Origin of the sequence: Vibrio mytili, assembly GCF_049563345.1 — a bacterium.
Lineage (GTDB): Bacteria > Pseudomonadota > Gammaproteobacteria > Enterobacterales > Vibrionaceae > Vibrio > Vibrio mytili.
The window spans coordinates 857701-884210 of sequence record NZ_CP110482.1 but is presented as its reverse complement, the minus strand read 5'-3'; the positions used below and the strand labels follow the sequence as shown (position 1 = coordinate 884210).

Here is a 26510-nt window from a genome sequence, read left to right as displayed (position 1 = left end):
TAATGAGGAGCTCAAATGGATTTTGAACTAAATGATGATCAACGTGCATTTGCGGATACTGCTCAACAGTTTGCGGCAGAATGTTTAGCGCCGATGGCCGGTGAGTGGGATGAGAAAAAGATCTTTCCAAAAGACGTGTTGCGTAAAGCGGGTGAGCTAGGTTTTCTAAGCTTATACACTCCCGAAGAGCAAGGTGGACTCGCGTTAAGTCGTTTGGATGCTTCCATTGTGTTTGAGCAGTTATCGATGGGATGCACCTCAACAACCGCTTTTATGACCATACACAACATGGTGACTTGGATGGTAGCAAGCTTTGCTACCGACGAAGCGAAAGTCGAGTTTTGTCCAAAGCTCGTCACGGGTGAGTGGCTTGGCTCTTATTGCCTCACGGAGCCAAATGCGGGTTCTGATGCTGCGTCTTTGCGCACTTCCGCGACCAAACAAGGTGATCAATACGTTATTAATGGTGGCAAAACCTTTATTTCTGGTGCAGGAGAGACAGAAGTCCTTGTCGTCATGGCAAGAACAGGTGAGGCGGGCGCTAAAGGGATCTCTGCGTTTGTGGTCCCTGCCGATGCTGAAGGCATTAGCTATGGCCGTAAGGAGCCCAAGTTGGGCTGGAACAGTCAGCCGACTCGAGCCGTGACTTTTGAGCAGGTACGTATCCCCGCTAGCTATTTATTAGGAGAAGAAGGACAAGGCTTTGTGTTCGCGATGAAGGGGCTCGATGGTGGAAGAATCAACATCGCGACATGTTCGGTTGGAACCGCGCAACAAGCACTCAACCATGCAACACGCTACATACAAGAGCGCAAACAGTTCGGTCAACCCATCGCTCAATTTCAAGGATTACAGTTTAAGTTGGCTGATATGGCGACGGAGTTAGTGGCGGCTAGACAGCTTGTACGGTATGCCGCCAGCAAGCTCGATAAAAACGATCCAGATGCGACCACTTTTTGTGCAATGGCAAAGCGTTTCGCGACCGACGTTGGTTTTCGTGTCTGCGATGAAGCATTACAGTTGTATGGCGGATATGGATACATCAAAGAGTATCCGATGGAACGCTATTTTAGAGATGTTCGTGTGCATCAAATATTGGAAGGAACAAACGAAATTATGCGTTTGATCATCGCCCGTCGGTTATTGGCAGAAGAGTCAGCGCTAATGTGATTTTTGTAACCCTGGTTTAACAAGGATTTGGATATGTCAGCAACACAGCAAGCCATTCAGCACTCGATTAAAAACCATGTTGCGGTGGTGACGATGAATAACCCTCCTGCGAACACGTGGACGGCTGCCAGTCTTAAAGCACTAAAAGAACTGGTCCTAACTCTCAATCAAGACAAAGAAGTGTATGCACTTGTATTAACGGGGAGCGGCGACAAATTTTTTTCCGCTGGCGCTGATCTTAAATTGTTTGCGGATGGCGATAAGTCCATAGCACTAGAAATGTCGCAAGTGTTTGGTGAGGCGTTCGAAACGCTGACGGACTTCCGGGGCGTCTCCATTGCTGCAATTAATGGCTATGCCATGGGAGGAGGATTAGAAGTGGCATTAGCTTGTGACATTCGAGTTGCAGAAAGTGAAGTGGTGCTTGCTCTACCGGAAGCAAAAGTCGGGTTGTTACCTTGTGCTGGTGGCACACAAAACCTGACCGCCTTGGTTGGAGAAGGCTGGGCAAAACGTATGATTCTTTGTGGTGAGCAAATAAAGGCTGAAAAAGCAGTAGAAATCGGTTTGGTGGAAGAGTTAGCCCCCCAAGGTGAAGCGCTAAATAAAGCGCTAGAATTAGCCGCCAACGTCGCTCACCAGTCACCTTCTTCTGTCACTGCCTGCAAAACCTTGATTCAAAATACGCGCTCAGCACCACTCAAACACGGTTTAATCAAAGAACGTGAATTGTTTCTCCGCTTATTTGATACCGAAGACCAGACAGAAGGCGTTCAAGCCTTTCTTGAAAAACGTCACCCCAAATGGAAAAACCGTTAGGAGGTCAAATGGGCGGAAAGGTAACCATTACTGAAATAGAGTGCTCTGACGGCATTCATCGTATCGGTATCGCAACATTGGACAACGAGTCTTCGCTCAATGCGCTGACTTATAACATGTTGGAGTCACTCAATAATCAGCTTCTTAAATGGCAAGACGATCCACATTTAGTCTGTGTGGTACTCACGGGGGCTGGTGATAAAGCCTTTTGTGCAGGTGGGGATGTGCGGGCCATGTATCACGTTATGCACAATGAGAGTAAAGACAAAACCGTCGAGTTTTGTACGGATTACTTTTCACTTGAGTACGCCTGCGACTATTTAATTCATACCTACAACAAACCTATTATCGGCTGGGGTAAGGGAATCGTAATGGGTGGTGGAATGGGATTGTTTATGGCAACGAGTCATAAAGTGGTCACGACGAAATCTCGTTTAGCGATGCCAGAAATAAACATAGGCCTTTACCCTGATGTCGGTGGAACTTGGTTTTTGAGTCAAATTGATCCGGAAGTGGGATTGTTTTTGGGGTTAACCGGTTCGCTGGTGAATTCAAGTGACGCTGTCACAATTGGCTTGGCGGATTGGTTGTTATTGGAAGAGCAGTATCAAGTGTTTCTAAGTGAGCTCAAAGCGATCAATTGGGATAAACACCATGCTGAAGACTTGGTCACTGCGTTGCTGCAACTGCTCGAAGAGCAAGTCATCGACAGCAAGCCGACCTCGCAACTCAGTCCCTATTTAGATCAAATCAAACAAGCCTGTAAGGGGCTGGATCTTAATTTAATTACCCAACGAATCTTGAGTATAGAAGGAAGTAGTCAGTGGCTTGATGCTGCTAAGAAAACACTGTCTTCAGGTAGTCCAATTACCGCTCATATTTGCTTTCGTCAGGTGAAAGAGTATCACAGCTTACCACTTGCAGACTGCTTTAGGTTAGAGCTAACTCTTTCGGTACGAAGTTCTATATTGGGTGAGTTTGAAGAGGGAGTGAGAGCGAAGCTCATTGATCGAGATGGGGTTCCTAACTGGATATTTAAAAGTGTCACCGAGGTGGATGAGGACTTCATTGATGCGCTGTTCATACCGTTATGGACGGAAGATGAACATCCGCTCGCACAATTAGGACTCAACCCGAGTTCAGTTTAACTAACAAAGGGGAATTATCATGAGTACGATTGCATTCATCGGCATAGGTCGAATGGGAAACCCAATGGCGCAAAACTTACTCGCGTCGGGCTTTAATGTTCAAGTATTCGATGTGGATACTGTCGCAGCAAAACAACTCGAGCCTTTTGGGGCTATCGTTGCTGACTCATTAGAAGAGGTGGTCGATGGGGCGAGTACCGTGATCACGATGTTACCGACAGGGAAACATGTACGTGCTGTTTATCTAGGTGATCTTCGTGGTGGAGTTGGGGTCCTTAACCTTGTTGAGTCGAATACTTTGCTGATTGATTGCTCCACCATTGACCCGGATTCTGCCCGATTAGTAGCTAACGAAGCGGGTAATCACAAGCTGTTATTTGTCGATGCGCCAGTTTCTGGTGGCGTGGTAGGTGCGAAAGCGGCGACGTTAACATTTATTGTCGGTGGTTCTGATCAGGCATTTGCCAAAGCCAACGCTATATTGCAGTACATGGGAAAAAATGTATTTCATGCTGGCAAAGCGGGCGATGGTCAAATGGCGAAGATCTGTAATAACTTGATGCTTGGTATTCTTATGTCTGGGACCTGCGAAGCACTCAATTTAGGCATTGATCATGGCCTTGATCCTAAGGTGTTATCCAACATTATGTTGCAAAGTTCGGGCAGAAACTGGGCATTAGAGCTTTACAATCCTTGTCCTGGCGTCATGGACAATGTGCCATCGAGCCACCAATATAAACCGGGTTTTATGAGTAAGCTGATGCTCAAAGATCTCGGTTTGGGATTGGATGCTGCACTTCAAACCAACTCTTCGGTACCGATGGGATCATTGGCTCGTAACCTTTACTCCCTGCATAACGCGAGTGGTCATGGGGAGCGAGATTTTTCCAGCTTGTTTGAGTTTTATAAAACTCAGAAGTGACGAAAAGCTTTTGGATGTAACAGCATCAAGGACGATAAATCAATGGATATAAATAACAGTGTGATTGCGATAACTGGCGCAGGGCAAGGGCTTGGACAAATGATGGCGATTATCCTCGCTCAAGCAGGTGCCGATCTGGCTTTGATCGATGTCAATGAGAGTGGGCTGAAAGATACCCAAGATCAATGCCATATGCTCAGCGCCAAAGCGATCACTTATTTACTGGATGTCACAAATGAAGTCGACGTTGAAAGGGCGTTTGATGACATTATTCAAGACTTTGGTCAATTGAATGGCCTTATCAATAATGCTGGTGTATTAAGAGATGGCTTACTGGTGAAAGTCAAAGACGGTGTCGTAAACAAGATGTCGCTACAACAATTCAATCATGTCATGAATGTGAATGTCACTGGGACATTTCTTTGCGGTCGGGAAGCGGCGGTAAAAATGATTGAAACAGGTTCTACCGGTGTCATCATCAACATATCCAGTGTATCTCGCGCGGGTAATATCGGGCAAACTAACTATTCAGCGTCCAAAGCTGCGGTTGCGACCATGGCAACCACATGGGCTCGTGAGCTAGCGAGGTATGGAATTCGAGCAGCAGCGATTGCACCCGGTGTGGTCCATACCGCGATGGCAGAGCAAATGAAGCCGGAAGCGATTGAACGGCTAGAAAAAATGATTCCTTTAGGCAGAATGGGAGAGACAAGCGAAATCGCCCATGCCGTTAAGTACATTCTCGAAAATGACTATTTTACCGGGCGAGTATTAGAGGTAGATGGCGGTATCCGGATGTAACAACATAAAGCTGCTCGTTACTCTTTTTTGTGTCGCAGTTGTTCGTTTTTGTAGAAGTACCTGACTGACAGTAACTCATCGCAGTTTGCGGTCAGCGTTATCAACGAGTTTCAATTAGGATAATCTCATTGAAACTTAAAACTAATTGTTTTTTAAAGTGTTTTTTTTAATAAACCATATGAAAGTTAAGTGATTTTAATAATTTGATCTAGATCACTTTTTTGCATTTTGCATCATACGCGTATAATGCGTTGTATATAGCTTTATTGATTGCTGATGTGGTTTGGTTTTTCGCTAGTTTTTTCTATTATACTTTTGATTTAAAATAATTTTTTTATTAATCATTAAGCTTGTCTTTACTTTTCCTTCCAATCTTGTTTCATCAAAAATGAAATCTAATATTCTGATAATCGCTGATGAGCTTTCATTCTCTACTCTTCATAATGCGCCAGTTGTAACATTGTGTTTCAAAGTGTAACAATAAACTCACACTAAAAATGTGGGTTTAACCAAGCAGAGCAAATAACCGATGGTTTTGACTTGGGACGGTGCATTTTGATGTTCAATGTCGCACATGCTCAACACATAAACATTCTAATGACTATAACTACGGGTTTCGGGTATTTGCCAAGAAACCAGACAACCATCGAGAAAGTTAATGGAAGCCTCAAGATATAAACGCATCTTATCGAGGGGGAGTTTGGCATTCGCCATGCTTCTGCTCTCAGGATGTAATTCAGCTTTGCTTGACCCCAAAGGTGCTATCGGTGTCCAAGAAAAAGAGCTCATTATCACTGCTCTTTTACTGATGTTAATCGTCGTCATCCCCGTGATTTTAATGACGATTTATTTCGCTTATCGATACCGCGCTTCTAACACCGAAGAAGAATATGCACCTGAGTGGTCACACTCGACCAAAATCGAGATAGTGGTATGGACGATTCCGATCATCATTATTGCGATTCTTGCCGCCATCACCTGGCGTTCAACCCACGCTTTAGAGCCGTCTAAGCCTTTGGTTAGTTCAGAAAAACCAATCACGATCGAAGTGGTATCACTTGATTGGAAATGGTTGTTCATCTACCCAGAGCAAAACATCGCGACGGTAAACTATGTGGCATTCCCTAAAGATGTGCCTGTCAAGTTTAAGCTCACGTCAGACAACATCATGAACGCATTCTTTATTCCACGCTTAGGTAGCCAGATCTATGCGATGCCAGGAATGGTGACCAAGCTTAATTTGATTGCGAACCACGAAGGTGATTTTAAGGGATTCGCATCGAGCTTTAGCGGTAAGGGATTCTCTCAAATGAAGTTTACAGCATCGGCATTGCCAGATCGTTCAGCATTCCAAGATTGGGTGCAGGAAGTGAAAGCAAGCCCGAACCGCATAGAAGACTGGGATCAGTACAGCAAGCTGGCTGAGCCGAGTATCGCGGAACCGGTGACACTGTTCTCAAGTGTTCCACCGTTTTTGTTTACTGACGTTGTGACTCAGCATCCTGGTTCAATGAACTGTTTGCCTGAAAACCTAGGATAATCGCTATGTTTGGAAGATTAACTCTTGATTCAATTCCATTCCACGAGCCCATTATCGTTATCACTCTAGCGATCGTAGCACTAGTGGGTTTAGCCGTCGTTTACGCAGTGACAAAAGCGGGTAAATGGCAGTATTTATGGAACGAATGGTTTACCTCTGTAGACCATAAAAAATTGGGCTTCATGTATATCGCAGTTGCGATGGTGATGCTTGTTCGTGGTTTTGCTGACGCCGTAATGATGCGTAGTCAGCAACTCCTTTCTTCAGCAGGTGAGGCGGGTTATCTGCCGCCACATCACTATGACCAAATCTTTACCGCCCACGGCGTGATCATGATTTTCTTCGTTGCCATGCCATTAGTGATTGGCCTGATGAACATCATTGTTCCGCTGCAAATTGGTGCGCGAGATGTTGCGTTTCCATACCTGAACAACTTGAGCTTTTGGCTGTTTGTTGTTGGTGTGATTTTGACGAACATGTCTCTCGGTTTAGGTGAGTTTGGTCAAACAGGTTGGTTGGCTTACCCGCCGCTTTCAGGGATTAAGGCCAGTCCGGGAGTCGGGGTCGACTATTGGATTTGGGCGTTGCAGATCTCCGGTGTGGGTACTACGTTAACGGGCGTGAACTTTTTCGCGACTATTCTGCGTATGCGTACGCCATCCATGCCAATGATGAAAATGCCCGTTTTCACCTGGGCATCACTGTGTGCAAATATCCTGATCATTATTTCCTTCCCAATTCTGACCGTCACGATTGCTTTGTTGACGCTGGATAGATATTTGGGCATGCACTTCTTTACCAATGATCTTGGCGGCAACGTAATGATGTACGTCAACCTGATTTGGGCGTGGGGTCACCCAGAAGTGTACATTCTGATTCTACCGATCTTCGGTGTGTTCTCAGAAGTCACGGCGACTTTCTCTCGCAAGAAGCTATTTGGCTACACATCATTGGTTTGGGCTACCATTGTCATCACTATCCTGGCGTTTGTGGTTTGGTTGCATCACTTCTTTACCATGGGTTCGGGCGCGAATGTAAACGCGTTCTTTGGTATTGCCACGATGATCATTTCTATCCCAACAGGGGTTAAGATCTTTAACTGGCTATTCACCATGTACAAAGGTCGCATCCAATTTACCACGCCTATGTTGTGGACCGTCGGCTTCCTGATAACCTTTACCGTAGGTGGTATGACGGGGGTATTGATGGCGGTACCAGGCGCTGATTTTGTTTTGCATAACTCAGTATTCCTGATCGCGCACTTCCATAACGTGATTATCGGTGGTGTCGTATTTGGATGTTTCGCTGCTATCACTTACTGGTTCCCGAAAGCAACGGGTTTCACGATGAATGAGACTTGGGGCAAGCGCGCATTCTATCTATGGATCATTGGTTTCTTGATGGCGTTCTTACCGCTATACGCGTTAGGTTTTATGGGGATGACCCGTCGACTTAGCCAAGATATCAACCCTGAGTTCTTCCCTCTGCTGGCTGTTGCAGCAGCAGGTACGGTCGTGATTGCATTGGGCGTTCTGTCTCAATTCATCCAGATTTACGTGAGTATCCGTGACCGCGAGCAAAACCGCGATCTTACTGGTGACCCTTGGGGCGGACGTACTCTGGAATGGGCAACGTCTTCACCTCCGCCATTCTACAACTTTGCTCACCTGCCAAAAGGTGATGTCCTAGATGCATTCTGGTATCAGAAGCAAAGCGGTGAGTTTGATCCAACGAAGGAAGTGGAATATGAACGTATCCACATGCCAAAAAATACCCCAACGGGTATGTATGTATCGGCTTGGTCATTGGTATTTGGCTTTGGCATGATTTGGTACATCTGGTGGTTAGCGGCATTCAGTTTCGTAGCCATTGTTGTTACTTGTATCAAACATAGCTACAACGATGACGTGGATTACTACGTGGAAGTCGAAGAAATTAAAGCGATTGAAGCGGCACGTCGTGCAGAGTTTGAACAAGCGAAGAAAAATTCAGTGAAAGATAATGAAAGTAACGATGATCTGGAGGTGACCTATGCAAACTAGTATCGCCGCGCACCACGATCATGATCATCATCACGATACCAATGGCAACAAGCTGTTTGGCTTCTGGGTTTACTTAATGAGTGACTGCGTGCTGTTTGCAACGTTATTTGCGACGTACGCAGTGCTAGAAAGTAATTCCATCTCTGGCCCTACGGGAAAAGAGATTTTCGAATTGCCATTTGTCTTCGTTGAAACCATGTTGCTGCTAGTGAGTAGTATTACCTTCGGTTTTGGCATGATCGCGATGAAGCGCAAAGATGTTTCTGGACTAAAACGCTGGATGCAAGTGACATTCTTGCTTGGTCTAGGGTTCATCTGCATGGAAGTCTACGAATTTCATCATTTGATCGAAGAAGGTTACGGCCCTCAAACCAGCGCTTTTCTATCCGCTTTCTTTACGTTAGTTGGAACGCACGGTCTGCACGTGACCTTTGGTCTAATTTGGTTGGCGATTGCGTATCATCAGCTTTCGACCAAAGGGCTGAACGACAACATGGCCATGCGCTTTAACTGCTTGAGCTTGTTCTGGCACTTCTTAGATATCGTCTGGATTTGCGTCTTTACCATTGTTTATCTATTGGGGGTGATGTAATGGGTCAACATGTTGAAACCAGTGCGTCTGATTACGTTAAAGGGTTTGTCGCAGCGCTGATCCTAACGGTGATCCCGTTCTACTTCGTATGGACAAAGTCACTGCCTGATACAACGACTTACGCGATTCTGTTTACTTGTGCGATTGTGCAGATATTTGTTCATTTCAAATACTTCTTGCACATGGAAGCAAAAACGTCAGACGGACGTTGGAACTTGGTGTCTTTGATGTTCACCGCCATTGTTGTGTTTATCCTCATCGCCGGTTCGGTGTGGATCATCTACAACATGAACGTCAATATGAAGTTGTAGGCCTCAGTATGCTGAAAAGTTATTTGTCTATTACCAAACCGGGCATTATTTTCGGCAACCTGATTTCTGTTGCGGCGGGGTTCTTCCTCGCCGCAAAAACGGAACCTGCTAGTCTGACGTTGTTTTTTACAACGTTGGCTGGTGTGGGGCTGGTGATTGCTTCAGGTTGTGTAGTGAATAATATTTTTGATCGCGACATCGACCAAAAGATGGCACGTACGCAAAATCGCGAGACAGTGAAAGGCAATATCAATATCGACGTTGCGTTTGTTTATGCGTTGGTATTGTTACTGGTTGGAACGGCTTTACTGTACCAACTTGCAAATCCGCTTTCTGCTGTTGTCGTCTTGCTTGGTTATGTGTATTACGTGTTTTTCTACACCATGTGGTACAAGCGCAATTCTGTATATGGAACCTTAGTGGGCAGTATTTCGGGTGCAGTGCCGCCATTGGTTGGCTACTTGGCGGTCACAAACTTCATTAGTTTAGAAGCCATCCTATTGTTTACTATGTTCTGTTTGTGGCAAATGCCGCATTCGTATGCGATCGCGATGTTCCGAATGCAGGATTACCGTGAAGCGGGTATTCCGGTTTTGCCTGTTAAAGAGGGCATTCATAAAGCGCATCGCCATATGAAAGCTTATGTTTCTGCCTTTAGTGCCGTTTCTTTCGGCCTGTTTTTACTCGGTGACGCAGGGTATGAGTACTTAGCGGTCGCAGCGGTTGTATGCTTTATGTGGACCAAAGTAACGTTCCGCAGCATTGATGACAGCAACTACGTCACTTGGTCGAAGTCGGTGTTTAAAGTCTCATTACTTGTTGTCATGGGAATAAGCGGTGTACTCGGCGTTGAGTTAATTCCACTTGCTCTGTCTTTGTAATACGTTTAAGCCCATTTAGTTTGGTGCATGTTTTGATCGCCAAACTAATACGTTATTTTTCTTAATAAGCAGACACAACTCACTAAACCTTAATCCAGATTAAAGTTTTGTCCTCGACTAGGCATTAAGGTGCGTGTGTTGATTGTAAGTCTCAAGGATTCAGAGAAGGAACAGCCTTGCATTGTGCAATGCTGTTCCTTTTTCGTTCTCACTGGCTTGTAAGCAGAGAAAGATAAAAACAAATTTAAGAGGACAGCTTTTGAGCATTTTGTTTTCCGAAGCCCGCATTGGCAACATGACCCTAAAGAACCGCTTTGTACGCAGCGCAACGTGGGAAAATATGGCGACCGAAGATGGTCATATGACTGAGAAGCTTTACAATATTTATGAAGAGCTGGCGAAAGGTGATGTAGGCCTCATCGTTACGGGTTACGCCAATATTGTAGAAGAAGAGAAACCCAACGCAGGGATGATGGGAATCTACAACGACTCTTTCATTGAAGAATACAAAACGCTTACGGATCTTGTACATCAGTACGACTCGAAGATCGTCATGCAAATTGCGTATGGTGGTACCAAAACCACTTATAACGTCGGTGAGCGGGTAATTTTTGCTCCGAGTGAGGTGCCTGAGCGTGGCACGAATACGCAAGGTACAGCAATGACGAAAGAGGATATCCACGATATCGTCCAAGCTTTTGCGTTAGCAAGCAAGCGTGCTCAAGACTCTGGCTTTGATGGGGTAGAAATTCACGCTGCACACACCTACTTAATCAACCAGTTTTTAAGCCCGTATTACAACCGCCGTGAAGATGAATACGGTGGGAGTTTAGAAAACCGCATGCGTTTTCTTATCGAAATTTATGCGGAGACCAGAAAGTTAGTCGGCCATGATTTTCCAATTCTTGTCAAACTCACCGCAACGGAATTTTTTGATGGTGGTTTAACCTTTGATGAAACGCGTCATGTGTGTAAGAAGCTCGAAGAAATCGGTGTCGATGCCATCATTGTCTCTGGTAACATTCATGGCAAAGCCAACGAACTTGTCGGCGAAACCTTTGATGGGCACACATTACAAGAAGAAGGCTATTTCCACGAATTTGGGCATGTGATTAGCCAAGATGTGAACATACCCGTGATCACTGTCGGTGGTTTAAGTGCTTTCGATGCGATAGAGAACATTGCCGAGAATACCAACATTCAATTTTTTGCGTTATCTCGTCCACTGCTAGCCGAGCCACAATTGGTTAAGCGTTGGAAAGAGGGGAATCGAGCTCCTGTTGATTGTGAGCGCTGCTCAAAATGTCGCACCAAGCGCGGTAACTTTTGCGTGGTGCACAAAAATCGAAACCGCCGCAGGGCAACGGAGCAGGCATAACCTTTTTGAATCAACGAATAAAGGACGCAAAATGACTTGCGTCCTTTGTACCATTCGAATTCAATCACTGAACGCCTAACTCGTGATAACGACAGGGTGACCGTAGGTTGGGTGTGTAATGACATCCACCTTATGGTGGTACACTTCATTTATGATTTTTGGTTGGAGCGCATCACGAGGAGAACCGTCAGTGACGATCGTACCGTGGTTGAGAATAATGATTCTATCCGCATACTGCGCCGCGAGATTGAGATCGTGCAACACGGCCACCACCGTTGCACCATTATTGGCAAGTTTGCGAGCCAGATCTAGAGTCGTGTGCTGGTGATGAATATCTAATGCCGATGTCGGTTCATCCAACAATAAAACCTTATTGTCACCGCTTTGCTCTAGTTGGGTTAGCACACGTGCCAAGTGAACACGTTGTTTTTCTCCGCCGGACAAAGTGGGGTAGGCACGTGAAGTCAGATGTTTTACATCCGTCGCGTTCATATATTTGCTGACCACACCCTCCAGTTGACGCTTGGACATGGTTAATCCTATTCCCCCCAGTTCAATCACTTCTTTCGCCATAAAGTTAAATGACAGCGAGCTACTTTGCGGCAGCACGCCTAAGTGCTTGGCCAATAAAGGCGCAGGCCAATGCGCTTTCTCTTGTCCAAATATACGACAGTGACCTGTTGCGTTGATCTCGCCTGTTATCGCCTTCAGCAATGTGCTTTTACCTGTACCATTTGGGCCAAGAAGAACGGTGAACTCGCCACGGTTTAATGTCAGATGGATATCATTCAGAATAGACTGGCTCCCCAAGGTTACTGACAGATTGCGTACCTCTACAGTCTTTTGGCCAGAATAGTTGATTGGCCCGGGCATGATTTGTGAGGGAGAAAATTTAAAAGGTAAGTCCAATAACATTAGATTCGTCCCTTTTGTTTAATCAATAGCCAGACAAAAAAGGGTGCACCAAGTAACGCTGTCACGATCCCAACAGGCATGTCTAATGGCGCGACGACGATTCTCGCTAACATGTCGGAAATCAAAAGCAATAACGCGCCCATAAACAAAGTCGCTGGCAATAAAGAGCGGTAATTCGGGCCGATAATCATCCTTGCTAAATGAGGCACAATAAGGCCAACAAAGCCGATCATGCCGCTTAATGCGACCGTCACACCAACCCCAAATGCAGCCAGAATAATCAGACGACGTTTTAACGCTTGTACGTTGATGCCCATATGACGTGCTTCTGCTTCCCCCAGCAACATGGCATTGAGTTTGTCAGCGTCCTTATAGTAAGCCACAAGCAGCACAATCAAGGTTGTAAAGGCAAGCCATAGTCCTTTTGGGTTGGCCCCAGCTAACGAGCCCATGGTCCACAGTGAAAGGTCTCTCAGTGCTTGGTCGTCTGCGTAATAGTTTAACAACCCCAACGCTGCCCCAGCCAATGCTGATATTGCCACCCCAGAGAGCAGCATCATAGTAACGGACGTTCCGGTATTGCTTGTTCCTAGACGATAGACAGCAAAGGTAGTCAAAGCACCGCCAATACAAGCAAACATCGGTACAGTGCCAAACAGTAATATATTTGGGTATTGACTGGAGAGTTCGCCAAACACCACGATGGCAAGTGCTGCGCCTAGCGCCGCTCCAGACGAAACACCGATGATGCCGGGGTCAGCTAACGGGTTCCTAAACAGTCCTTGCATTACTGCACCACTGATAGCTAAAATTCCGCCGACGGCAATAGCTAACAGCGTTCGAGGCAAACGCACTTGTTGTATGATCATCGTTACATGGTCGGGAATGTTCGCGTTTCCCACTGGGAGTAATGATTGCAAACTGTCGGATAGACTGATGTTCATTGCTCCTAAACTGATTGATGCCACTGTAGCAAAATAAAGTGCAATAGCCGCTATAATGCACAATGACTTGGCTGACACCATTCTTAAATCTGTCATCATTATTTACTTATTAATAGTTACGCAAAGTTGTTTAGTCTAATGTTGCAAACGTTCGGTATAGCCGATCCGTAAGCTCTATGCTTTCTAGACCAAACCCGCCGATGATTGCACTGCCACTAATTGGAATGATTCGATTCTTTCCTGCAACGGGGGTAGCCGCGAGTAGGGGGAACGCTTGCAAAATGCCGTCATGTCCACCTAACGCTTCCCATGCTCGTGAACTAACCAGAAGAATGTCGGGTTGCATTTGAACGATAGCTTCTGGTGATAAAGGTTTGTATGAACTCATTTCTGTTTTAGCCGGGTTTTGACCGCCCGCGAGTGAAATGATCACATCGATCGTTGTTTTATCACCGGCGATGGTTGCCGGACGACCTTTGGTCAGCATGGCGAATAGGACTTTAGGTGAATGCTTCAGCTTGCGTGACTTTATGCTGTTTAGTTTTGCATCAATTGAGTCCTTCAATGCTTCAGCTTTGGCTTGTGTCCCTGTTATCTGCGCGATTTGATCAATACGACGAAAAAGATCGCTTTCTGAGTCACCCGATGGCACGGTCTCAACCTGAATACCGCCGTTTTTGAGTAGCGTGAGCGTACTTTCTGGTCCCATTTCATGCGATCCAATCAGATGAGTCGGAGATAAGGCCATTAAACCTTCTGCTGACAACTGGCGGTGATAACCGACCTGAGGTAATGCGCCATCAGCGTTGTATTTTTTGCTGGTGACATCAACCGCGATAAGTTGCTCTTTAGCACCAAGAGCAATGATTAACTCTGTAATGCTTGAGCCAGCACTGATAATGCGATGGTTAGAATCTGTATCTTGTTGAGCGTGAGTAGTGGTGGCTGATAACAGCAGACCGAATGCCAAAATTAGCTTTTTCATTGTTGTTCTTCCATAACGATGTTGGTGGCGGAAATTTGGTGTTTTTGCATGAATGCGAATAACTTGAGCATGGATTCGATTTCCGCTTTCTTATCCGCTGCAACAACGAAGGGTTTGTCCGGAAAGTCTTTTCTCAGCTTGAGTAATGCGGCAGTAAAATCGCTCCAGTCAGAGAATTTTTCACCGTCTAATGCCCATTTTTGTTCTTCGCTGTTTAATATCCCGATGGAGATAACGGGTTTGTCTGGAGAGGTAAGCTGGCTTGCTTCTTGAGTTTTAGGAATATCCACATTGAGTGTTTGTACGCTGACATTTGCAGTAAGCAGTAGAAAAACCATCACAATAAAGATGATGTCGATCATCGGTGTAAGATCAGGTTTAAAGTCCTCTTCGAGCAAGCGTGAGTGTGACTGGATCATTATACAACCTCCTCTGTCGTCACAGTCGGCGTATTTTGTTTATCCGAGAATGGATCGACCACAATACCTTCAATATGCAGATTACTGTGATTTAGGGTGTACTCAATTTTTGCTAACGTTTTCTCCACCCACATTCCAAGTAACTGGGCGCCCGTGATTGCAGGTAAGGCGATAAACAATCCAGCGGCGGTGGTGGTCATCGCAAGCCCCAGCCCATCAGCCAACGTTGCGGGTGAAATCGTTGCAGTGCTATCTGTCATACCATTAAACATTTCCATGAGTCCCAACACCGTACCCAGCAAACCAATAAGAGGGCTGATCACGCCTATCATTGAAAGTAAGCGGATACCAGAACGGAACTGCTGACGCTTTTTAAACAACCAAATACCAACCGCTTCTTCTCTTAAGGGCTTGCTAAAGTGGCGATGACCTAACAACATGCGCATCGATTGGAACATCAAACGGCGGCCCTGCAATTCCTTTTGAATAAACGCATCCACCTCGTGTGGACGAGAAAAGTCGAGTTTATGGATACTTTTGAGTATGGCGGTGGTGTGAGTGCGGCTGTTGAGCAACATATAAAACGTTCGCTCTATCAGGATCGCAACGGTTAAGAAGGACATGGTGATAAGCGGCCATGTCATGATGCCGAGTTGGCTGTGAATATGAGTTAGTGTTTGCATATTGGCGATTACTTTAGTTGGAAATTAATAGGAATTTGCACGCGATGAGCAATGGCTTGACCTTGTTCTGATTGGTATGAAAAACGCCACTCTCTTACGGTCTTAAGAGCGCGTTCGTCGAGCATTCGATGTCCGCTGGATTCGAGCAATAGCTGTTTAATTTGCTGACCACGTTTATCGATCCAGACTTCAATCAATACCTTGCCCTCTAAGCCTCGTTTTCTCGCCGCTCTTGGGTAGCTTACAGGCGTTGGTTTTGCTCTGAACTGAGGCTTTTTCACCAGTTTTGGTTGGCTATCTTTGGGTTGTGATGCAGGTTGTTTCTTGTTGTTTTCATTCGTTCTTTCTTTCTCAGTTGCGATGGTTGGTGTTGGCGTCACGGCCTTTTTTGGTTGTGAGGGTTTCCGCTCTGCAAGTTTTTCATGGTGCGCGATTTTTTCGCTGGCTCTCTGTTTTACGGGGTCTTGTTTTGATGATCTTGGATTAGACGCTGTTTTCTCTTTTTTCTCTTTTTGGGGTATCGCAGGGATTTCTTTTTTGACGGCATCATCTAAATTTTGGTTTTGGGCCGGTTTGGGTTTGATTGATCTTTTAGGGTCTGCCTGCTGTTTTTTAGGTTCTGTCGGAGAAGTCGGTTTAGGTTGATTGACCGTCTGAGTTTCGGTTTGGATGTTGTCAGGTTGACTCGAGGAAAACGTCATGAGCTGAACTTGCAGAGACTGAGCACCTTTCTCTGTCGACATCGTTACCGTGTTTTTTTGGGGCGCATACGACAACGCAAGGCCATGTAATAGGCATGCAATCGCGCCAGCGGTGAGGTAACGAAGTCGGGCCATCTTATTCACTTGTCCATTCAAATGTTAAATTACGCAAACATAATAATACAAATGATAATGATATCAAATATCATTTGCATTGTTGTTAATGGTCGGTATTATAACGAACAAAATATTGAATACAATGTGATAACAAACGGTCTTATGTCCGCTCATCATAAAGGAGTGAAAATGTATAATGTTTTCTCTAAAGAAGAGGTAAAACAAAAAGTTGCCGCTGCACTGGCTGAAGATGATGCGATACCTGTCTCCGGTATGTCTGAAACTCTTGGCTTAAATGAAGGAGCAATAACCTTTGCGTTGCCAGATGAAATGGTCACGCATGTGGGTGGCTCGTATGCCAAACGGGTTCTAGAGCTATTATCTGAGTGGGGGAAAGTGACAACAATTGTTCACTCATTCGGGTCAATCTTTGAAGTGAAAGCTAACTTTCCTAAAGGCAAAGAAGCACACGGATACTATAACTTGATGGGGAGAGACGGTGAATTACATGGTCATCTCCGCTTAGATTTTGTTGAGAACATCGCGTTAGTCAGTAAGCCGTTTCGTGGTGCAGAAAGCCATTATATTGGTTTCTTCGATGCAGCAGGACATTGTGTGTTTAAAGTGTATTTGGGCCGAGATGAAAAACGTCAGCTTTTTCCTCATCAGGTAGAAGCATTTGTAAAAATGAAAAAGGAGTTTGCCGCATGAATAAAACAAGTCAGCCGCAAGATAATGCTCAACGAGAAGACGTTCGCAGTGAGCGATTGCAGGGACGGCTAGAGCCTGAAGTTCGCGAGTTTCGAGATTCCCGTAAAACATTACAGTTAGCCACGATTAATGCTGCCGGTATTCCCAATGCCACATACGCACCGTTTGCGTTTGATAGTAACGGTTATTATATCTTAGTCAGTGATATTGCGGCTCATGGGAAAAACCTCAAAACCAATCGTAATGTTTCAATTTTAATGATTGAGGACGAAAGTGAGTGCAAGAATATTTACGCTCGTAAAAGACTGACATTCGATACACGTGCGGAATTGGTTGAACGACACACGCAACAATGGCAACAAGGTATTAGCGCACTTAAGACGCGTTTTGGCGAGATGGTTGATAACTTAAGCCAACTTGGAGACTTCAACCTTTATTGTCTGGTTCCCGATTCGGGGCGCTACGTCAAAGGATTTGGTCAGGCGTTTGTGATTTCTGGTGATGATATGCTCGATTTTATTCACCTAACAGAAGGTCACGTCAGAACGGAAAAGAGTGCTTAGTCTCACAGTGATACGTAACGCAAGAACCAACTTATGAATAACTGAATAGAAGAACGCAAATACGTAGCCTAAAGCCTTAGCTCAACGAATACCCCTTATTTGATACTAAAAAGCGACTCGCATGCGAATGTCGCTCGGTCTTTTGCGTGTCAAATTTGTGGAAATCGATTGAGTCGAATTAACATTTTAATACGGATACAATCATGTTTAAGCCAACGCCACTCGCCATTATTATCGGCGCAGTACTTTCAGCACCAGTCATGGCTGAAGAAAATACCTACTCATTTGATGAAGTTGTCGTATCGGCAACCCGCCTTAATACTCAAACCATCGACACCGCTGCAACAGTAACCGTCATCGATGAAGAAACCATCGAAAACAATATGGTTGAGGATATTGACGAACTATTTAAGTACACCCCAGGGGTTAATTTACAGAGTAACTCTCGCCAGGGTGTACAGAGTATTAACATTCGAGGGATTGAAGGTAACCGAATTAAAGTCATCGTTGATGGCGTTTCTCAGCCAAACCAGTTTGAGTCTGGCGCGGAATTTGTTAACTCCTCACGTGTCGAGGTCGATACCGATATGCTTAAATCGGTAGAAATTGTCAAAGGTGCGGCTTCTTCCTTGCAAGGTTCTGACGCAATCGGTGGCGTTGTAGCCTTCCAGACTAAAGACCCAGCAGATTTATTGAAAGACCGAAACTTTGGTGGTTATGCAAAATTCAATTATTCCTCTTCTGATGACACATTTAGTGAAACCATTGCATTAGCAAACAAAGTCGGCGATCTTGAATCTCTGGTCGCCTACACCCGTCGTGACGGACAAGAAGTCGACAACTTTGGTAAGCCAGATGAGCAAGACAGCAGTGCCAACAACTTATTGGTGAAGCTACAGTACCAATTAAATCCTGCTCACCGTTTAGAGTTTTCTGGTAACTATATTCGTAACAAGAACGAACTGCCTGCGCTTGATTACAGTACGGGTAGGGCGCCATACGAAAATGCATCGGGCTATGACGAAACTGAACAATATCAACTAGGCTTCAAGCACATCTGGAATGCAGAAACGACATTAGCGGATCGAATTACTTGGCAGTTAGATTGGATGAGTAAAGAAGAAACGGGTGTCACGGATCGTACGTCAGTTTCCAATGGTAATGTGCAGAAAAAAGATTACCTCTATTCGGATGAAGGCATTCAGTTCGATGCTCAGTTTGATAAGTTCTTTATGACTGGGGACGCCGAACATAACTTGATTTACGGCGCGTCTTACTCGAACAAAGATATTGCTAATATCAACAAAGAGTTTAACTCCGTCGGTAATGATCAAGTGATCTTTTACATTCCTGAAGCAGAAGAAACGCGTTATGGCGTATTTGTTCAGGACGAAATCGTATTTAATGATTTTATCGTGACACCAGGATTGCGTTTCGATTCGTTCGAGACAAAACCGGGAGATACCAGTGCTAACCCAAGCCAAAATGACACCAGTGAGTACAAAAACTATTCTGACTCTGCTGTCACAGCACGTTTAGGAACGGTGTACAAGCTAACTGAGGAGCACCGACTATTTGCTCAGGTTAGTCAAGGCTTCCGCGTACCTGACTTCCAAGAGCTTTACTATTCATACGGTAACCCTATGTATGGCTATGTAAACAAGCCTAACTCTGATCTAAAAGCGGAAGAGAGTATCTCCTATGAAGCGGGGTGGCGTTACAATAGCGAGCTTATGAGCAGTGAAATTGCCCTGTTCTATAGCGATTATGATGACTTTATTGATAACCAGCTTGTGTCAGGAAGTTTCGCAACTCGAGATGCTGTTTATCAGTCGATCAATATAAATAAAGCGACCATTCAAGGTGTTGAAGTTTCGAACCGTTTATCTTGGGATGAGTTCATGCCGATCGACGGCTTTAGTTCACGTATTGTTGCTGCATACACTGAAGGAGAAGATGCAGACGGAACGCCATTAAACAGTGTAAACCCTTGGAATGCCGTGCTAGGTGTAAATTATGATTCTGACAATCAATGGGGAACTTCGGTTAACTTAAATTACACTGCCAAGAAGAAGGCCAGTGATATAGATGGCGATTACTTACCAATGTCTGCTTCGACGGTCGTTGACATTACGGCTTATTATAAGCCAGTTCGTGATTTGACGTTGCGCGCGGGTATTTTTAACGTAACTGACGAAGAGTACTACAACTGGAATGACGTGCGTGATTTAGCGGCCGAAGACAAAGACTTGTCTCAAGCGAAACGCAACTTTTCTCTTACCGCTAAGTATGAGTTCTAGTTTCCTGTCAGGACTGAGCGTGACAGCTTCTTACTGCAAGGATGTTTGAGTTGTTTTGAAGAAAGCCCCTGGTCGAACGAAACGAACAGGGGCTTTATATTTAACATTGACTAGAGTTAAGTTACACCAGTGTCTCTAGCATTGCTGCGTCGTATTCAACCAATTCTTTGTTTTCCTGAACTCGACTTACGTAATCAGGGTTGGCGATAAATGGACGACCAATCGCAATCAAATCAAACTTATTCGCTTCAATGGCTTCGGCACCAGTTTGTGCAGTGTAACCACCAACACCCATGAGCGTTTTTGAATACGTTTTGCGCATATACTCTGATACCCGGCCACCTAGGAAGTCAAACTCCATGCTGTCATCGAACATCCCTTCGTGTAGATAGGCAAGGTTGCGCTTTTCAACTTCAGGAAGGAAGTAATCGAATACCTGACGATCGCGCTCGTCGGCTTCCATGTGCGCATAACCAGCAGGAGAAACACGCAGCCCTGTGCGATCAGCACCGATACGATCGACAACAGCGTCAATAATCGCCAGAGGAAAACGAGCCATGTTTTCTGGTGTTTCGCCATACTCGTCTGTACGGTGATTCGTATCAAAATGCAAAAACTGATCGATCAAGTAACCATTTGCACCGTGGATTTCCACGCCATCAAAGCCCGCTTCAATCGCGTTTTGTGCCGCTTGAGCGTAATCTTCAACCAATTGAGTGATTTCTTCATGCGTTGCGGCTTTAGGCACGGTATAAACTAACTCTCGCATACGCGGAACGGTGCCATCAAAAGCGACAGCTGATGGGGCCAGTACGTAATCACCACCAAAGAAATGTGGGTGTGCCACACGACCGGTATGCCAGAGTTGCGCAAAAATCTTACCGCCATTGGCATGAACGGCATCGGTAACTTTTTTCCATCCTTTTATCTGAGCTTGTGTAAAGAGCCCTGGAGTATTTGGGTAGCCTTGACCATCGGCTCGAATGATGGTTGCCTCAGAAATGATCAAACCAGCATCCGCACGTTTGGCGTAGTAATCAACCATAGTATCGGTAGGGACCAAATCGTCATCCGCCATACAGCGGGTTAGTGGTGCCATTGCGATTTTATTCTTGAGTGTAATTGTTTCGTTAAGCTTATAGGCTTCAAATAATGTCGTAGTCATGTTTATGCTCTTCGTATTGGGAGACTGTTCAAACATGCTAACTCTTTATTGAATGATCATTCAAGAAGTTTTTTGAACGTTCATTCAAATAGCTTGTTAAACCTGTCTCAGCCCCGTAAACTTAAGGGGAGTTACCAGTATAAGAGTTGCGTTAGATGAGAAGTGCCGAATTCGATAGAGAACATGTTTTACGCTCAGCGATGAATGAGTTCATTGCTAAAGGCTACAATAAAACCAGCATGCAGGACTTAAAGCGGGTGACAGGACTCCATCCTGGCTCTATCTATTGTGCATTTGAAAACAAGCGAGGTTTGTTGCTGGCAGCTCTAGCGCATTATGCAGAGACAAAATCACAAGCATTCGAGCAGTTTTTTGATGATCCGCAACGTATCTTATCCGGTTTCGAGCGTTATCTTCGCGATATGATCGAATTCAACGAATGTGATTATGGCCAGGGTTGTTTATTACAAAAATCGCTGAGTGAACTGAATCATCAAGACGAAGAAGTTGAGCAAATCATCTGCAATATGCTTGCGCAATGGAAAAATAATATTCAGATGAAACTGGAGTTAGCGCGTAAAAATGGTGAAATTTCCGAAGAAGCAGATTGTGATCTGTTAAGTGACTTTTTGGTGATGAGTATTTACGGCTTAAGATCGTTTGCGAGCACAAAACCGTCCGAAGCACGTTTGGTTCAGTTAGTGGACATGGTTATGCGTTGCTTAAAAAATGGTGGCATTGAAAAACCTATAAACGCTATTGTTTAACTAGCCCAAAAGGCGGGTGTTCCTGATTAACACCGACCAAATACGCGCAAAATTAAATGCGGAATGCTCGTTAGATATGCTGTTAACGCCCTTTTCGTTAGATTTTGAACTGATTTGTGATGTGAATACTGAAAGCGGTAACAATTCACTTAACATTCAATTTAATCAATAGTAGGGTGTCGCCTTCGTACACATTTTACTATTGATTGAATCGTCACTAATGTTGAGTTTATAGCTATGCTTGAGCAGTTTTTTGTCCTTGATGTCGACCCAAACAAACTCATCACTGGGACTTATGAACCATGGCTAGTGGCGGTTTCGGTATTTCTAGCCTCAATGTCATCATTTTTCGCATTGCGCTTAGCCGAAACGGCTCGACACATAGAAGCAGAAAACCAGCGCCAAATTGCGCTGTTCTCCGGCGCATTTATTATGGCTGGTGGTATCTGGAGTATGCATTTCGTTGGCATGCTCGCATTTCAAATGCCACACCAAATGCAGTACGACTATTTTCTCACCGCTGTATCATTGCTGCCTGCCGTTTTTTCCAGCTATATCGTACTCAGCTCGCTCATCAACCTCCGGGACTCTTTTGTTCACAATCTGCGCAATGGTGTGATTGTCGGGCTGGGGATTGGGATGATGCATTACATCGGAATGGAAGCGATGCAGATGCATGTAGAGCTACGCTATGATCCTTTTTGGTTTGTGTTGTCTATTCTGGTCTCAGTGAGTTTAGCCACCGTGGCGCTGATGTCTCGATCGAAACTTCTGCTCTTCTTTCCTACACTGAGTTCTATCCACCTGAAGTTAATTACCTCGCTTATCATGGGGTGTGCTATTTCAGGTATGCACTACACAGGAATGGAAGCCGCTCGTTTCATTGTGCATGACACACACGGCAACCATTTAGTAAGTGAATCCGATCACATAGAATTGGCGGTCGTTGTCTCTATTTTTGCTTTATTAATTTCAACGCTCGCGGTCAACGTCAGTTCTCAATTGCGCTATCGTCAATTACTGAAGGAAAAAACCGAAGGAGAAGCGCGACTTCAAGCCATTCTGGAGACGGCAGCTGATGGGGTTGTGACGACAGACTCGCTGGGCGTAGTACAAGGCATTAATAGTGCGGCTCGAAAAATATTTGGTTGGAAAGAGGACGAGGTCATCGGGAGGAATGTCTCCATGTTGATGCCGTCAAAGTATCAACCGCAATATAAACGTTTTTTACAACAGTTTTTAGATCACGGAAAAAGAACCAGTCCGCCAAGAGAACTGTATGCTAGGCATCGAATGGGAGAACTCATTCCAGTTCGCGTGGCCGTTGGCCGTGTTGATCTGGAAGGTGGTCAAACCCTGTTCGTCGGATTCATCGCAGATATTTCTGAACGTAAAGTGATGGAAGAAAAGCTAAGAGAAAGTGAACAGCGTTTAAGTTCTCTGATGCAAAACACCCCTGGAGCGTCTTTTCGGCGATTGCTTGACCATAACTGGACTCCCGTATTTTTAAGTGAGGGGATTTTCAAGTTTACAGGTTATTTAGCAGAAGATTTTCTTTCAGGAAAAGCCGATTTTGCTTCGTGTGTGTATGAGGGCCAAGACCGTGATTTGTGCAGTAATATACGGGCGAATATTGATGATCGCGGTGCTTATGAGATTGAATATCGCTTAATTCATAAAGACGGTCATACCGTTTGGGTTCTAGAAAATGGCATGCTCGTTCGCAACGCTAAAAATGAAGCGGTATGGACGGACGGTATCATGGTCGATATTTCAAGCCGCAAAGTCATGGAGCAAGAGCTGCTCGAAGCCAAACAAAGAGCAGAACACGCCTCAGAGATTAAGTCGACATTCCTCGCTAATATGAGCCACGAAATTCGCACGCCTATGAATGCAATCATTGGTTTTACCGATATTTTGATGGATTCAGATATTAAAGGTAGTGATCGTAAACATTTAGAAGCCGTATCTCGTGCTTCACGTTCACTATTGCATTTGCTCAATGATATTCTTGACAGTGCAAAGCTAGAAAAAAACAAGCTTGAGCTTGAGAGCATCCCATTTGAATTATCTGCTTGTGTGGACTCTGTGATTTCGACGCTATGGTTGAGTGCTAAGCATAAAGGAATCGAATTAACGTTAACCATGTCGGATGAACTGCCCAAGGTGGTTGATGGTGCTGAAGATCGTATTCGTCAGGTATTGATGAATTTGGTAGGAAACGGAATAAAATTCACTGAAAAAGGGGGAGTTACGCTGTCAATTTCCCCAATAGAAAGTAAACCGGATTGGATTCGTTTTGACGTCATTGATACGGGTATTGGAATAAAACCAGAACGCCTAAAGGCCATTTTTGAACCTTTTACTCAAGCAGACGCCTCAATGAGCCGTCGATTTGGCGGTACTGGTCTTGGTACCACGATATCTCAGCAATTAGTCGAACTAATGGGCGGGAGTATCACGGCAACAAGCCAATCTGGTAAAGGCAGTTGTTTTACCGTTGAGTTACCATTACCAAGGAGTGAGTTGACCAGTCAAAGTCGGTCAACGCAGGTTGTAACTCTGCCTCAGTTGCGGATATTAGTTTGTGATGACATTGAACAAAACATCAATTTGCTGCGCATTCTTCTCGAACGGCAAGGACATGTTATTTTCACCGCCCAAGATGGTATTGAGGCTGTTGCTCAATATAAAAAAGTGAAGCCAGACATCGTATTGATGGATATTCAAATGCCACTCTTGGACGGACTAGGAGCCTGTAAACACATTCGTGATTGGGAGCAAAAGCAAGGCGTTAAAACCGTGCCTATTATCGCGTTGACTGCGAACGTGCTCGTAGAAGACCGTATCCAAGCTAAACAGGCGGGCATGAATGGTTTTGCCAATAAACCCGTGGACTTAGCCCAATTAACCCAAGAAATGGCGAGCGTACTCAATATCAATGTAGCGTTTCGAGATGAAATCTCACTAACGCTTGAATCGCCAATGGGGGCTGATCAATTCCATGTCGTAAATATGGCAAAAGCGATGAAGTTATGGGGTGATGAGCAACTCTATGTGAACGAGCTAAAAACGCTCATAGAGAAAAATTCAGATCTTGTTGATCGTATTTTCAATCAGTTAATCAACGATAACCATTGGCCAAATATCATCGAACGAGCTCATGCCCTCAAGGGAATAAGTGGGAATTTAGCTTTGATTCCTATGTATCACGCTTTCGCATCACTTGAAAAGGCGGCAGATGAACATTTGCAGGAACAAGCTTTAGTTGCATTAAACCGAGCACAAAAGCACTGGAGCGATCTGTTTAAAGATATTGAGCAGCTAGAGTCGAATTGTTCGACTGACGCGCCAGAAATGATCGTTCACACCGTAGAGTCCACCAATGTCCTTCCTTTACTGCAAGAGTGGTTGATGGTTACGCGATCTGGTGAGGTAAGCGATGAGCTCGCTCAGCAGCTATCAAATGGTGCGCCTAGCTCTGTGAAAAAGCTGATCAGCGATACCGTCAATGCGCTTGACGACTTTGATTTTGAGTCGGCGGAAAGATACATAAACAATGCGATCGAAACACTTCAACAAAAGGAAACCGTATGACCTTGTTTACTCAGCAATTACCCCGAATTTTAATTGTTGACGATGAACCAGCGAACCTCAAGGTACTGCGTCAGGTGCTACAGGACGACTACCGTTTGACGTTCGCGCGCTCTGGTCAAGAAGCATTAGCCCGAATCGAGCAAGAGAGTGTTGATTTAGTTCTGCTTGATATCATGATGCCTGAAATGACAGGGTTTGAAGTGTGCGAACGTTTGAAAGCGAGCTCAGAAACTTCCTTTATTCCAGTGATTTTCGTGACCGCTCTACGTGATTCTATTGATGAAGAAAAAGGATTTGAATTGGGGGGCGTTGATTACATTACCAAACCTATTGTACCGGCGATTGTCCGAGCTCGAGTAAAAACGCATTTATCGCTTGTTCAAATTGACGCGCTGCGCGAAACGCAAGTCGATCTCATTCAACGTTTGGGAAGAGCTGCGGAATATAAAGACAATGAAACAGGTATGCACGTTCAGCGCATGAGTCACTATACTCAAACATTAGCGCTGGCGGCTGGGATGAACAAACAGCAAGCCGAAGAACTTAAAATGGCGGCCACCATGCATGATCTTGGAAAGATAGCCATTCCGGACTCGATTCTACTTAAGCCAGGTAAGCTTGACGACAATGAGTATGACGAGATGAAAAAGCATGCAGAAATAGGCGGCGAAATCCTCTCAAACTCTAAATCACCTCTGATTGCACTGGCAAGAACTATCGCTATGACACATCATGAAAAATGGGATGGTACTGGTTATCCGAATGGATTATCCGGCGAAGAAATCCCACTTGAAGGGCGCATTTCTGCCATTGCCGATGTGTTTGATGCTCTCACCAGTGTGCGTCCGTATAAAAAAGCGTGGGCTATTGAGGACGCGTTGGCGTTTATTGAAGAGCAAGCAGGAAAGCATTTCGACCCAAATCTTGTCCCACTGTTTATACAGCAGTTGCCTAAAATTCTAGAAATAAAACAGCGATTTAAAGAGCACAATGGACAATATAACGCTGACTTCAAATAGTGCTATTTGGGATAGGTAAC

24 protein-coding genes are annotated in these 26510 nt (G+C 44.9%); 17 read left to right on the top strand and 7 right to left on the bottom strand.

Going from position 1 to position 26510, the window contains the following annotated elements:
• The first annotated feature begins 15 nt into the window (after window positions 1–15).
• The 11 genes from ONE56_RS17545 (at window position 16) to ONE56_RS17495 (ending at window position 11604) form a co-directional block, all read left to right on the top strand.
• Window positions 16–1170 carry an acyl-CoA dehydrogenase family protein gene (locus ONE56_RS17545; protein ID WP_423840598.1) on the top strand — a complete coding sequence of 385 codons (1155 nt, stop codon included), beginning with the start codon at window positions 16–18 and terminating at the stop codon, window positions 1168–1170.
• Between the two features lie 33 nt (window positions 1171–1203).
• A complete protein-coding gene (locus ONE56_RS17540) occupies window positions 1204–1989 on the top strand; it encodes an enoyl-CoA hydratase (RefSeq protein WP_423840597.1) in 786 nt (261 codons plus the stop codon).
• Between the two features lie 8 nt (window positions 1990–1997).
• Window positions 1998–3137 carry an enoyl-CoA hydratase/isomerase family protein gene (locus ONE56_RS17535; RefSeq protein WP_423840596.1) on the top strand — a complete coding sequence of 380 codons (1140 nt, stop codon included), beginning with the start codon at window positions 1998–2000 and terminating at the stop codon, window positions 3135–3137.
• 19 nt (window positions 3138–3156) lie between these two features.
• Window positions 3157–4059 (top strand): 3-hydroxyisobutyrate dehydrogenase, encoded by a 903-nt coding sequence (gene mmsB, locus ONE56_RS17530; RefSeq protein WP_331437645.1) that lies wholly within the window; start codon window positions 3157–3159, stop codon window positions 4057–4059.
• Between the two features lie 42 nt (window positions 4060–4101).
• A complete protein-coding gene (locus tag ONE56_RS17525) occupies window positions 4102–4860 on the top strand; it encodes an SDR family oxidoreductase (RefSeq protein ID WP_423840595.1) in 759 nt (252 codons plus the stop codon).
• Window positions 4861–5518: 658 nt separating this feature from the next.
• Window positions 5519–6400, top strand: a complete 882-nt coding sequence (cyoA, locus tag ONE56_RS17520; RefSeq protein WP_331437643.1) for a ubiquinol oxidase subunit II — start codon at window positions 5519–5521, stop codon at window positions 6398–6400.
• A gap of 5 nt (window positions 6401–6405) precedes the next feature.
• The gene (gene cyoB, locus ONE56_RS17515; RefSeq protein WP_423840594.1) at window positions 6406–8442 is read left to right on the top strand and encodes a cytochrome o ubiquinol oxidase subunit I; all 2037 of its coding nucleotides are present in this window, start codon (window positions 6406–6408) and stop codon (window positions 8440–8442) included.
• A complete protein-coding gene (gene cyoC / locus ONE56_RS17510) occupies window positions 8432–9034 on the top strand; it encodes a cytochrome o ubiquinol oxidase subunit III (protein WP_041153908.1) in 603 nt (200 codons plus the stop codon). Before cyoB ends, cyoC begins: the two co-directional genes overlap by 11 nt.
• Window positions 9034–9345, top strand: a complete 312-nt coding sequence (cyoD, locus tag ONE56_RS17505) for a cytochrome o ubiquinol oxidase subunit IV (protein WP_041153907.1) — start codon at window positions 9034–9036, stop codon at window positions 9343–9345. Before cyoC ends, cyoD begins: the two co-directional genes overlap by 1 nt.
• Window positions 9306–10226 carry a heme o synthase gene (cyoE, locus tag ONE56_RS17500; RefSeq protein ID WP_423840593.1) on the top strand — a complete coding sequence of 307 codons (921 nt, stop codon included), beginning with the start codon at window positions 9306–9308 and terminating at the stop codon, window positions 10224–10226. Before cyoD ends, cyoE begins: the two co-directional genes overlap by 40 nt.
• Before the next feature lie 259 nt (window positions 10227–10485).
• Entirely contained in the window at window positions 10486–11604 is a 1119-nt protein-coding gene (locus ONE56_RS17495; RefSeq protein WP_423840592.1) for an NADH:flavin oxidoreductase, read from the top strand.
• 75 nt (window positions 11605–11679) lie between these two features.
• Here the strand turns inward: ONE56_RS17495 and ONE56_RS17490 are convergent, their stop codons facing one another.
• Genes ONE56_RS17490 through ONE56_RS17465 form a run of 6 tightly spaced genes read right to left on the bottom strand, consistent with a single transcriptional unit; the run spans window position 11680 to window position 16386 of the window.
• Window positions 11680–12519: a heme ABC transporter ATP-binding protein gene (locus ONE56_RS17490; RefSeq protein WP_423840591.1), complete on the bottom strand. Its 840-nt coding sequence runs from the start codon at window positions 12517–12519 to the stop codon at window positions 11680–11682.
• Entirely contained in the window at window positions 12519–13559 is a 1041-nt protein-coding gene (locus ONE56_RS17485) for a FecCD family ABC transporter permease (protein ID WP_423840590.1), read from the bottom strand. The genes ONE56_RS17490 and ONE56_RS17485 overlap by 1 nt, the downstream gene beginning before the upstream one ends.
• Window positions 13560–13593: 34 nt before the next feature.
• Window positions 13594–14448, bottom strand: coding sequence for a heme/hemin ABC transporter substrate-binding protein (locus ONE56_RS17480; protein ID WP_041153904.1), 855 nt, complete (start codon window positions 14446–14448; stop codon window positions 13594–13596).
• A complete protein-coding gene (locus ONE56_RS17475) occupies window positions 14445–14867 on the bottom strand; it encodes an ExbD/TolR family protein (RefSeq protein ID WP_041153903.1) in 423 nt (140 codons plus the stop codon). Before ONE56_RS17475 ends, ONE56_RS17480 begins: the two co-directional genes overlap by 4 nt.
• Complete coding sequence (locus tag ONE56_RS17470; RefSeq protein ID WP_423840589.1) at window positions 14867–15550, bottom strand: MotA/TolQ/ExbB proton channel family protein; 684 nt, start codon at window positions 15548–15550, stop codon at window positions 14867–14869. Before ONE56_RS17470 ends, ONE56_RS17475 begins: the two co-directional genes overlap by 1 nt.
• Window positions 15551–15558: 8 nt before the next feature.
• Window positions 15559–16386 (bottom strand): energy transducer TonB, encoded by an 828-nt coding sequence (locus ONE56_RS17465; RefSeq protein ID WP_423840588.1) that lies wholly within the window; start codon window positions 16384–16386, stop codon window positions 15559–15561.
• A gap of 171 nt (window positions 16387–16557) precedes the next feature.
• Between ONE56_RS17465 and hutX the strand changes: the two genes are divergently transcribed.
• From hutX to ONE56_RS17450, 3 genes are all read left to right on the top strand, one after another.
• On the top strand, window positions 16558–17079 hold the full coding sequence (hutX, locus tag ONE56_RS17460; RefSeq protein WP_423840587.1) for a heme utilization cystosolic carrier protein HutX: 522 nt from the start codon (window positions 16558–16560) through the stop codon (window positions 17077–17079).
• Window positions 17076–17642: a heme utilization protein HutZ gene (gene hutZ, locus ONE56_RS17455; RefSeq protein WP_423840586.1), complete on the top strand. Its 567-nt coding sequence runs from the start codon at window positions 17076–17078 to the stop codon at window positions 17640–17642. Before hutX ends, hutZ begins: the two co-directional genes overlap by 4 nt.
• Window positions 17643–17902: 260 nt before the next feature.
• On the top strand, window positions 17903–19942 hold the full coding sequence (locus ONE56_RS17450) for a TonB-dependent hemoglobin/transferrin/lactoferrin family receptor (protein WP_423841147.1): 2040 nt from the start codon (window positions 17903–17905) through the stop codon (window positions 19940–19942).
• 121 nt (window positions 19943–20063) lie between these two features.
• Here ONE56_RS17450 and ONE56_RS17445 read toward each other — a convergent pair whose 3' ends face one another.
• The gene (locus ONE56_RS17445; RefSeq protein WP_331437632.1) at window positions 20064–21107 is read right to left on the bottom strand and encodes an alkene reductase; all 1044 of its coding nucleotides are present in this window, start codon (window positions 21105–21107) and stop codon (window positions 20064–20066) included.
• Between the two features lie 155 nt (window positions 21108–21262).
• Between ONE56_RS17445 and ONE56_RS17440 the strand changes: the two genes are divergently transcribed.
• The 3 genes from ONE56_RS17440 (at window position 21263) to ONE56_RS17430 (ending at window position 26490) form a co-directional block, all read left to right on the top strand.
• A complete protein-coding gene (locus ONE56_RS17440) occupies window positions 21263–21874 on the top strand; it encodes a TetR/AcrR family transcriptional regulator (protein ID WP_041153900.1) in 612 nt (203 codons plus the stop codon).
• 237 nt (window positions 21875–22111) lie between these two features.
• Window positions 22112–25471: an MHYT domain-containing protein gene (locus tag ONE56_RS17435; protein WP_423840585.1), complete on the top strand. Its 3360-nt coding sequence runs from the start codon at window positions 22112–22114 to the stop codon at window positions 25469–25471.
• On the top strand, window positions 25468–26490 hold the full coding sequence (locus ONE56_RS17430) for a response regulator (protein ID WP_041153898.1): 1023 nt from the start codon (window positions 25468–25470) through the stop codon (window positions 26488–26490). Before ONE56_RS17435 ends, ONE56_RS17430 begins: the two co-directional genes overlap by 4 nt.
• The last annotated feature ends 20 nt before the right edge of the window (window positions 26491–26510 follow it).

Coding starts and splice junctions, on each gene's coding strand:
- ONE56_RS17445 (WP_331437632.1), bottom strand. CDS start 21,107: ATGACTACGACATTATTTGAAGCCTATAAGCTTAACGAAACAATTACA.
- ONE56_RS17435 (WP_423840585.1), top strand. CDS start 22,112: ATGCTTGAGCAGTTTTTTGTCCTTGATGTCGACCCAAACAAACTCATC.
- ONE56_RS17545 (WP_423840598.1), top strand. CDS start 16: ATGGATTTTGAACTAAATGATGATCAACGTGCATTTGCGGATACTGCT.
- ONE56_RS17480 (WP_041153904.1), bottom strand. CDS start 14,448: ATGAAAAAGCTAATTTTGGCATTCGGTCTGCTGTTATCAGCCACCACT.
- ONE56_RS17465 (WP_423840588.1), bottom strand. CDS start 16,386: ATGGCCCGACTTCGTTACCTCACCGCTGGCGCGATTGCATGCCTATTA.
- ONE56_RS17475 (WP_041153903.1), bottom strand. CDS start 14,867: ATGATCCAGTCACACTCACGCTTGCTCGAAGAGGACTTTAAACCTGAT.
- ONE56_RS17535 (WP_423840596.1), top strand. CDS start 1,998: ATGGGCGGAAAGGTAACCATTACTGAAATAGAGTGCTCTGACGGCATT.
- cyoC (WP_041153908.1), top strand. CDS start 8,432: ATGCAAACTAGTATCGCCGCGCACCACGATCATGATCATCATCACGAT.
- ONE56_RS17470 (WP_423840589.1), bottom strand. CDS start 15,550: ATGCAAACACTAACTCATATTCACAGCCAACTCGGCATCATGACATGG.
- ONE56_RS17490 (WP_423840591.1), bottom strand. CDS start 12,519: ATGTTATTGGACTTACCTTTTAAATTTTCTCCCTCACAAATCATGCCC.
- ONE56_RS17450 (WP_423841147.1), top strand. CDS start 17,903: ATGGCTGAAGAAAATACCTACTCATTTGATGAAGTTGTCGTATCGGCA.
- hutZ (WP_423840586.1), top strand. CDS start 17,076: ATGAATAAAACAAGTCAGCCGCAAGATAATGCTCAACGAGAAGACGTT.
- ONE56_RS17525 (WP_423840595.1), top strand. CDS start 4,102: ATGGATATAAATAACAGTGTGATTGCGATAACTGGCGCAGGGCAAGGG.
- ONE56_RS17440 (WP_041153900.1), top strand. CDS start 21,263: ATGAGAAGTGCCGAATTCGATAGAGAACATGTTTTACGCTCAGCGATG.
- ONE56_RS17485 (WP_423840590.1), bottom strand. CDS start 13,559: ATGACAGATTTAAGAATGGTGTCAGCCAAGTCATTGTGCATTATAGCG.
- hutX (WP_423840587.1), top strand. CDS start 16,558: ATGTATAATGTTTTCTCTAAAGAAGAGGTAAAACAAAAAGTTGCCGCT.
- cyoD (WP_041153907.1), top strand. CDS start 9,034: ATGGGTCAACATGTTGAAACCAGTGCGTCTGATTACGTTAAAGGGTTT.
- ONE56_RS17430 (WP_041153898.1), top strand. CDS start 25,468: ATGACCTTGTTTACTCAGCAATTACCCCGAATTTTAATTGTTGACGAT.
- ONE56_RS17540 (WP_423840597.1), top strand. CDS start 1,204: ATGTCAGCAACACAGCAAGCCATTCAGCACTCGATTAAAAACCATGTT.
- mmsB (WP_331437645.1), top strand. CDS start 3,157: ATGAGTACGATTGCATTCATCGGCATAGGTCGAATGGGAAACCCAATG.
- cyoB (WP_423840594.1), top strand. CDS start 6,406: ATGTTTGGAAGATTAACTCTTGATTCAATTCCATTCCACGAGCCCATT.
- cyoA (WP_331437643.1), top strand. CDS start 5,519: ATGGAAGCCTCAAGATATAAACGCATCTTATCGAGGGGGAGTTTGGCA.